The sequence below is a fragment of the Ensifer sp. SSB1 genome (assembly GCF_016652895.1).
Taxonomy (GTDB): Bacteria; Pseudomonadota; Alphaproteobacteria; order Rhizobiales; family Rhizobiaceae; genus Ensifer.
Genome location: NZ_JAEPRP010000042.1, coordinates 37,405 through 44,161, shown reverse-complemented (window position 1 = coordinate 44,161; position 6,757 = coordinate 37,405). Strand labels below are relative to the sequence as shown.

The following is a 6,757-nucleotide window of genomic DNA, read 5'->3' as shown; positions in this document are numbered from 1 at the left end:
CCCTTGCCGGACTGCGCGAGCTTTACGAAGAGGCCGGCATCGCCGTCGGTCAACCAGCGCCGTCGGCCACCGCATCGGTGCCGTTCCTTCCCGACCTGGCAAAGTTGCGCTATATGGCTCGGGCCATCACCCCTCCGGGCCACGCAAGGCGGTTCGATACACGCTTCTTCGCTCTATTTGCGGACGAGGCCCAAATCGATCCGACGCGCTTCCTGGACAGTCGGGAGCTTCAGGATTTGCAGTGGATCGATGTGAACGATTCTCCGTCCCTACGGATACCTGACATCACCGCCATCATTCTCGCGGACCTCAGAAGCAGTCTCGACACCGATCCGTCGCTCTCCTGTGAACGAACGGTGCCATTTTATGCCGCGCGCCGTGGGCGCCTCGTCCGCACGTTGCTCTAAGGATCCTCGTCGCATGTCACAGCCGTCGCCCGGTACAGCCGCACCGGTTGAGGAAATTCACTGGCGGTCCCTGATCGCCGCCGTTGCCGCGATCAGCGCGGTTGGCATCGCCATCGGCCTCGGCCTGCCGCTGCTCTCGATCATCATGGAGAAGCGTGGGATATCCTCGACGCTCATCGGGCTCAATTCGGCCATGGCCGGGCTCGCCTCGATGGCCGCTGCGCCGCTCACGACCAAATTCGCCCATCGCCACGGCGTCGCGCCGACGATGCTGTGGGCCGTTCTGGTCGCCGCCATCAGCTCCTTCGGCTTCTATTACATTACCAACTTCTGGCTCTGGTTTCCGCTGCGCGTGGTCTTCCACGGCGCGATCACCGTGCTCTTCATCCTCTCGGAGTTCTGGATCAACGCGACAGCACCACCGAGCAAGCGCGGGTTCGTGCTTGGCATCTACGGCACGGTGCTCTCGCTCGGCTTCGCAACAGGCCCCCTGCTCTTCTCCATCCTCGGCAGCGAAGGCATCCTGCCCTTCGTCGTCGGCGCAGGCGTGATCCTGCTTGCGGCCGTGCCGATCTTCCTGGCGCGCGACGAGAGCCCTGTCATCGACGAGAAGCCCGAGCGGCATTTCCTGCGCTACGTCTACCTCGTGCCGACAGCGACGGCCGCAGTCTTCATCTTCGGCGCCGTCGAATCGGGCGGTCTTTCCCTGTTCCCCGTGTTTGGTACCCGGTCCGGCTTCACCGAATCACAGGCAGCGCTGTTGCTGACAGTGATGGGAATCGGCAACTTCATCTTCCAGATTCCGCTCGGCATGCTGTCCGACCGGGTAAAGGACCGGCGCGCGCTGCTTTCAGCGATGACGGTGGTCGGCCTCATCGGCGCGCTCTGCCTGCCGATGCTGGCCGAAAGCTGGTTCCTGATGGCGGTCGTGCTCCTCTTCTGGGGCGGTTGCGTTTCCGGGCTCTACACCGTGGGCCTCAGTCACCTGGGTTCCCGCCTGCAGGGCGCGGATCTTGCGGCCGCGAACGCCGCCTTCGTGTTCTCCTACGCAGTTGGTACGGTCGCCGGGCCGCAGGTCATCGGGGCAGCGATGGACGTCACCGGCAACAACGGATTCGCTTGGGCAATCGCCGGCTTTTTCGGGCTCTATGTCGCGCTTTCGGTGGTCAGGATCGTTTTGAATCCAAAACGGTCTTGACTTTTCGGCCGCGATTTGTAGTTTCGCGCCAACCTTGCCCGTGGCCCGCAACCGGTTGTCCACGGCTTTCATTGTTACAAAGGCAGGACGACCATGGCAAAAGCCACCACCATCAAGATCAAGCTGCTTTCGACAGCCGACACGGGTTTCTTCTACGTCACGACCAAGAACAGCCGTACGATGACGGAAAAGATGACCAAGACCAAGTACGACCCGGTCGTCAAGAAGCACGTCGAATTCAAGGAAACCAAGATCAAGTAAGATCGACCGTTTCTCGGGGATTGAAGGGCGCCGACCGCAAGGTCCGGCGCCCTTTCCTTTTGGATGCTTGAGTTTCGCAACGGGGCCTTCGGTGGTCTCGGCGGCAGTGAAAGGGTGTCTGGACGGCGCGCCATCTGGCGCCCCCTCGCCCGATCGCCACAAAAGCAAAACGCCGCCCCAGGATGGGACGGCGCTTACAAAAAGGGGGTCGGCTGGCCTCTGACTGCGGCACGAGGATTCCGCAGAGGTCAAAAGCCAACCGACCGACCCCACGACCCAGGAGATGCGGCGGACCTGAGCATCATGGGGTAAGCAAATTGTTAGGAGGCGATGCCTACTTGTTCATCAGCATCACCTGAAAATGGAAAAAAATCAACGAATTCTTAATGCGCGAAGCGGTGCCGCTAAGCGCATGGTTAATTCTGTATCAGTCTGAGACAGGCACACACATGGGCGCCGAGGCCACCCAAACTCCCCGGTAGCATCGGCTGCGGCGAGAATACAACTTTAAATGCAACCCGCAAGAGGTGACCCACGAAAATCACGGGGCACGGAACGGCGGGATTGGACCGCCAAATGCTCAGGCGGCAGCCGCCACCACACGGTTGCGGCCTTCATGCTTAGCTTGGTAGAGCGCCGTGTCCGCGCGCTTCAACAAAGCCTCGGCGCTATCAGTATCCGGCCTCAGCGTCGCTATTCCCATCGACGCCGTAACCTTCAGAACGCCATCGGCCTGCGGGACCGGGAACGGCAGGCTTTCGATAATGATGCGCAAACGCTCGGCGACGCCCGCTGCCATTTCAGCCGACGTGTCCGGCATCACGACGACGAATTCCTCGCCGCCGAAGCGGCAGGCAAGGTCAGCCCCGCGCACTGTCGTGCGAATGCGGTTGGCGAACTCACGCAGCACTTCGTCGCCGGCATCATGGCCGTAGGTATCGTTGACCTGCTTGAAGCGATCGATATCCGTCATGCAGATGGACAGCGGCCGTCCGCGCGCCGCGGCCCGGTCCATCAGCAGTTTCAGGTGCGTGTCGAAGTAGCGGCGGTTGTGGAGGCCGGTCAGGCCATCTGTCACGGCAAGCTCGATGGTCTGCTGCACGCTCGCGCGCAGCCTGTCATTGCAATGCTTGCGGCGGATCTGGGTCATCGAGCGGGCTATCAGCTCGTTCGGATCAACCGGACGCATCAGATAATCGGTCACGCCGAGATCAAGCGCACGCACCACCATCTCGTCGCTGCCCTGCTCCGCAATCAGCAGGATCGGGATAAAGCGTGTCCGCTCCAGCGAGCGCAGCTGCGAGCACAGCCGCAATGGATCGTAGTCGTCGAAATTCGCGTTGACGATGACCAGGTCGAAGTTGTTTTCAGCCGCTTCGAAGAGCGCCGCCTGCGGATCGGAAATTACAGAGACATCGGCGATCGGCTTGAGCGCACGCTGCAACCGTTCCTGCGACGAGCCACGGCCGTCGACCAGCAGGACATTGCCCGGCTCGTCCGGACGGTCCGCGCGACCGGCATCTTCCAGGCCGATGGTCTGTGCCGTCTGGGCACGCAGGCGCAATTCATCGCTGACATTCTTCAACCGAACCAGGCTCTTCACGCGCGACATCAATTGCAGATCGTTGACGGGCTTGGTCAGAAAGTCGTCGGCGCCCGCCTTCAGCCCGCGCACGCGATCCGACGGCTGGTCGAGCGCCGTCACCATGACAACAGGAATATGCGCCGTGCGCGGATTCGCCTTCAGCCGTTCGCAGACCTCGAAGCCATCGAGACCCGGCATCATGATGTCGAGAAGAACGAGATCGATGGGCGTCTTCTCGCAAAGCGCCAGCGCCGAGTAGCCGTCATTGGCTGTCAGCACATCGAAATACTCGGCGAGCAACCGGGCTTCGAGCAACTTCACATTGGCAGGAACATCATCAACGATAAGAATACGCGCAGTCATATCAATTTTCCCGCCGCTCAGGCATCGCCCAGGTAGGTTTTGATCGTTTCAATGAACTTCGGTACAGAAATCGGTTTGGAAACATAGGCTTCGCATCCGCCTTGGCGAATCCGCTCCTCATCTCCCTTCATTGCAAATGCCGTGACGGCGATGACCGGGATGACGTGCAATTCATCGTCTTCCTTCAGCCATTTCGTCACTTCAAGGCCGGATACTTCCGGTAGCTGAATATCCATCAGGATGAGATCCGGCCGATGCTTGCGCGCGAGCTCAAGCGCCTCCATGCCGTTGCGCGTCTGGATCGTCGCATAGCCGGAAGCCTCAATCAGGTCGCGGAACAGCTTCATGTTCAGCTCGTTGTCCTCAACAATCATTACCTGTTTGGGCATGTCGATCCCTTGCTGTCCATCGTCACCTTGCAAGTCGCCTCAGGACATTTAACTTGCAGAGTCGACGACTCGACCCATTTCCTCAACTTCAGAGATAGGCCGATTTGGTTGAAAAATAGGTAACTTCGGACGTAAAAACCATACGGGAACGAAGCATTGAAGAGCGCTGACGAAATCGCCATCGACATCCTTGCCTGGCTCGCCGGCGAGCCGGAGCTTCTGTCTCGTTTCCTGGCGCTGACAGGCACCGACCCTACCGCCTTGCGCAATGCCATCGCCGAACCCGGCTTCATGGGTGGCCTCATCGCTTTTCTCATGGACCACGAGCCGACGCTGATGGCATTCTGCCAGGCGACCGGCACGGCGCCGGAGGATGTCGTGCGCGCCCATGCGGCGCTGTCGGGCCATTCGGGTTTTGAGGATTGAGCGTGCCAGGCGCCGCCACAGACGAGCGCATCCGGCTTCAAGAGCGCCCGCTGATCGTCAGCGACGTCGATGAAGTCGTGCTCGAATTCATCAATCCGTTCAAAGCTTTCCTCCAAAGCTGCGGCCACGCTTTGCTGCCCCGGTCCTTTCGCCTGACCGGAAACATCGTCGATCTTGCAAACGAACAACCGTTGGCCGAGGCCGAGGTCAAGGCGCTGCTCGATTCGTTCTACGGGTCGCAGGATCGCTGGCAGACACCAGCTGAACGGGTCGCCGACACGTTGGCCGCTCTGTCGCAGGACGCGGATATCGTTTTCCTGACCGCCATGCCACCGCACCATGCCGCGGTCCGCCGTGCCCTGCTCGACCGACTTGGCCTTCCCTACCCGCTGCTTGCGTCGGAGGAACCCAAGGGACCGATCGTCCAAAAGTTGCACGGTGGTCGCACGGTTCCGCTGGTCTTCATAGATGACATTCTTCGCAACCTGCAGTCGGTCCAGCACCACGCGCCATCCTGCCTGCTGATCAACCTGATGGTTAACGCGGAGTTTCGCGCGCTCGCCCCAAAGCCGGACGCCAGCATCCGCGCCGTGGCCGACTGGCCAGAAGCGGCGGCCGCCATTCGCGCACATCTTGGAGGCTAGCCGGCGGCGATCGATCGTCGCGCAAAAGCCAGTCGCGCCGGCACGGCTCGAAGCCCACCCGGCGATTTCTGCCAACGCCAATAATTGCGGTGTGTTTTCCAACCGGGCCTCCCTTGAGACTCGCTAGCGTAGAGCGTAAGGTCGCGATGTTCAATATTTGTTCCCGATATGCCCGACAGCGCTGCTCAATCTCCAGGCTTCTGCCGCGACTGCCTCAAGGAACAGGCTGCTAGCGTACGGCGCTGCACGGCCTGCGGCAGCCCGCGCCTGCTGCGCCACAGCGAACTTTACGATCTGACCTTGGCGCATATCGATTGTGACGCCTTCTATGCTTCGATCGAGAAACGCGACGATCCGGAACTGGCCGACAAGCCGGTGATCATCGGCGGCGGCAAACGCGGCGTGGTGTCCACCGCCTGCTACATTGCCCGCATTCACGGCGTGCGCTCGGCAATGCCGATGTTCAAGGCGCTGGAAGCCTGCCCGCAAGCCGTGGTCATCAAGCCGAACATGGAGAAATATGCACGCGTCGGCCGCGAAGTGCGGACGCTGATGCAGGAGTTGACGCCGCTGGTGCAGCCGCTGTCGATCGACGAGGCCTTTCTTGAGCTCAAGGGCACCGAGCGCCTGCATCACGATCCTCCGGCACGCACGCTCGCGCGCTTCGCCCGACGCGTCGAGCAGGAGATCGGCATCACCGTGTCCGTTGGCCTCTCCTATTGCAAGTTCCTCGCCAAGGTCGCCTCCGACCTACAGAAGCCACGCGGCTTTTCCGTCATCGGTCAGGCCGAGGCACTCGAGTTCCTGAAGGAGAAACCGGTCACCATGATCTGGGGCGTCGGCAAAGCCTTTGCCGCCACGCTGGAGCGCGACGGCGTGCGCACGATCGGGCAATTGCAAACCATGGAGGAAGCCGACCTCATGCGGCGCTACGGCACCATGGGGCAGCGGCTCTTTCGCCTGTCGCGCGGGCTCGACGAGCGGGCTGTGGAAATCGACGGCGAGGCCAAGAGCGTTTCAGCAGAGACGACCTTCAACGACGACATTGCGCGCTATGACGACCTTGTCGTGCATCTCAGGCGTCTCAGCGAGCAAGTGGCCCATCGGCTGCGAAAGTCGGATCTTGCCGGCCAGACCGTCGTCTTGAAACTGAAGACGGCCGACTTCAAGATCCGTACCCGCAACCGGCGCCTGGACAGCCCCACCCGGCTCGCCGACCGCATTTTCCGCACGGGACTGCAGCTCCTGGAGAAAGAGGCTGACGGCACGAAGTATCGGCTGATCGGCATCGGCGTCAGCGATCTCTCGGCCCCCGACCTTGCAGACCCGCCCGATCTCGTCGATCCGGCCGCAACCCGCCGGGCGGCGGCCGAAGACGCCATGAACAGGCTGCGCGACAAGTTCGGAAAGGCCACAGTCGAGACCGGCTATACCTTCGGCAACCGGAAACGTGACCCCTCGACATAGACACACCGCGATCACGC

General features: G+C 61.4%; 7 protein-coding genes and 1 pseudogene. 6 read left to right on the top strand and 2 right to left on the bottom strand.

Annotation, left to right across the window (positions count from 1 at the left end; translation table 11 throughout):
* The 3 genes and pseudogenes from I8N66_RS13130 to rpmG form a co-directional block, all read left to right on the top strand.
* Positions 1 to 407, top strand: a pseudogene (locus tag I8N66_RS13130) (hydrolase); the annotation flags it as partial.
* Between the two features lie 13 nt (positions 408 to 420).
* Positions 421 to 1,605 (top strand): MFS transporter, encoded by a 1,185-nt coding sequence (locus tag I8N66_RS13125; protein WP_223726985.1) that lies wholly within the window; start codon positions 421 to 423, stop codon positions 1,603 to 1,605.
* A 93-nt stretch (positions 1,606 to 1,698) separates the two neighbouring features.
* Positions 1,699 to 1,866, top strand: a complete 168-nt coding sequence (gene rpmG, locus I8N66_RS13120) for a 50S ribosomal protein L33 (RefSeq protein WP_034795357.1) — start codon at positions 1,699 to 1,701, stop codon at positions 1,864 to 1,866.
* A gap of 580 nt (positions 1,867 to 2,446) precedes the next feature.
* Here the strand turns inward: rpmG and I8N66_RS13115 are convergent.
* Both I8N66_RS13115 and I8N66_RS13110 read right to left on the bottom strand, forming a co-directional pair.
* Positions 2,447 to 3,814 carry a PleD family two-component system response regulator gene (locus tag I8N66_RS13115; RefSeq protein ID WP_113537779.1) on the bottom strand — a complete coding sequence of 456 codons (1,368 nt, stop codon included), beginning with the start codon at positions 3,812 to 3,814 and terminating at the stop codon, positions 2,447 to 2,449.
* A gap of 17 nt (positions 3,815 to 3,831) precedes the next feature.
* Positions 3,832 to 4,203, bottom strand: coding sequence for a response regulator (locus tag I8N66_RS13110; RefSeq protein WP_003537642.1), 372 nt, complete (start codon positions 4,201 to 4,203; stop codon positions 3,832 to 3,834).
* 156 nt (positions 4,204 to 4,359) lie between these two features.
* On the opposite strand from I8N66_RS13110, the gene I8N66_RS13105 reads away from it, so the two are divergent.
* The 3 genes from I8N66_RS13105 (at position 4,360) to I8N66_RS13095 (ending at position 6,740) form a co-directional block, all read left to right on the top strand.
* On the top strand, positions 4,360 to 4,629 hold the full coding sequence (locus I8N66_RS13105) for a DUF3572 domain-containing protein (RefSeq protein ID WP_093232266.1): 270 nt from the start codon (positions 4,360 to 4,362) through the stop codon (positions 4,627 to 4,629).
* A gap of 2 nt (positions 4,630 to 4,631) precedes the next feature.
* On the top strand, positions 4,632 to 5,273 hold the full coding sequence (locus I8N66_RS13100) for a hypothetical protein (RefSeq protein WP_113537778.1): 642 nt from the start codon (positions 4,632 to 4,634) through the stop codon (positions 5,271 to 5,273).
* A 168-nt stretch (positions 5,274 to 5,441) separates the two neighbouring features.
* Positions 5,442 to 6,740 carry a DNA polymerase IV gene (locus tag I8N66_RS13095; RefSeq protein WP_113537777.1) on the top strand — a complete coding sequence of 433 codons (1,299 nt, stop codon included), beginning with the start codon at positions 5,442 to 5,444 and terminating at the stop codon, positions 6,738 to 6,740.
* Positions 6,741 to 6,757 lie beyond the last annotated feature (17 nt).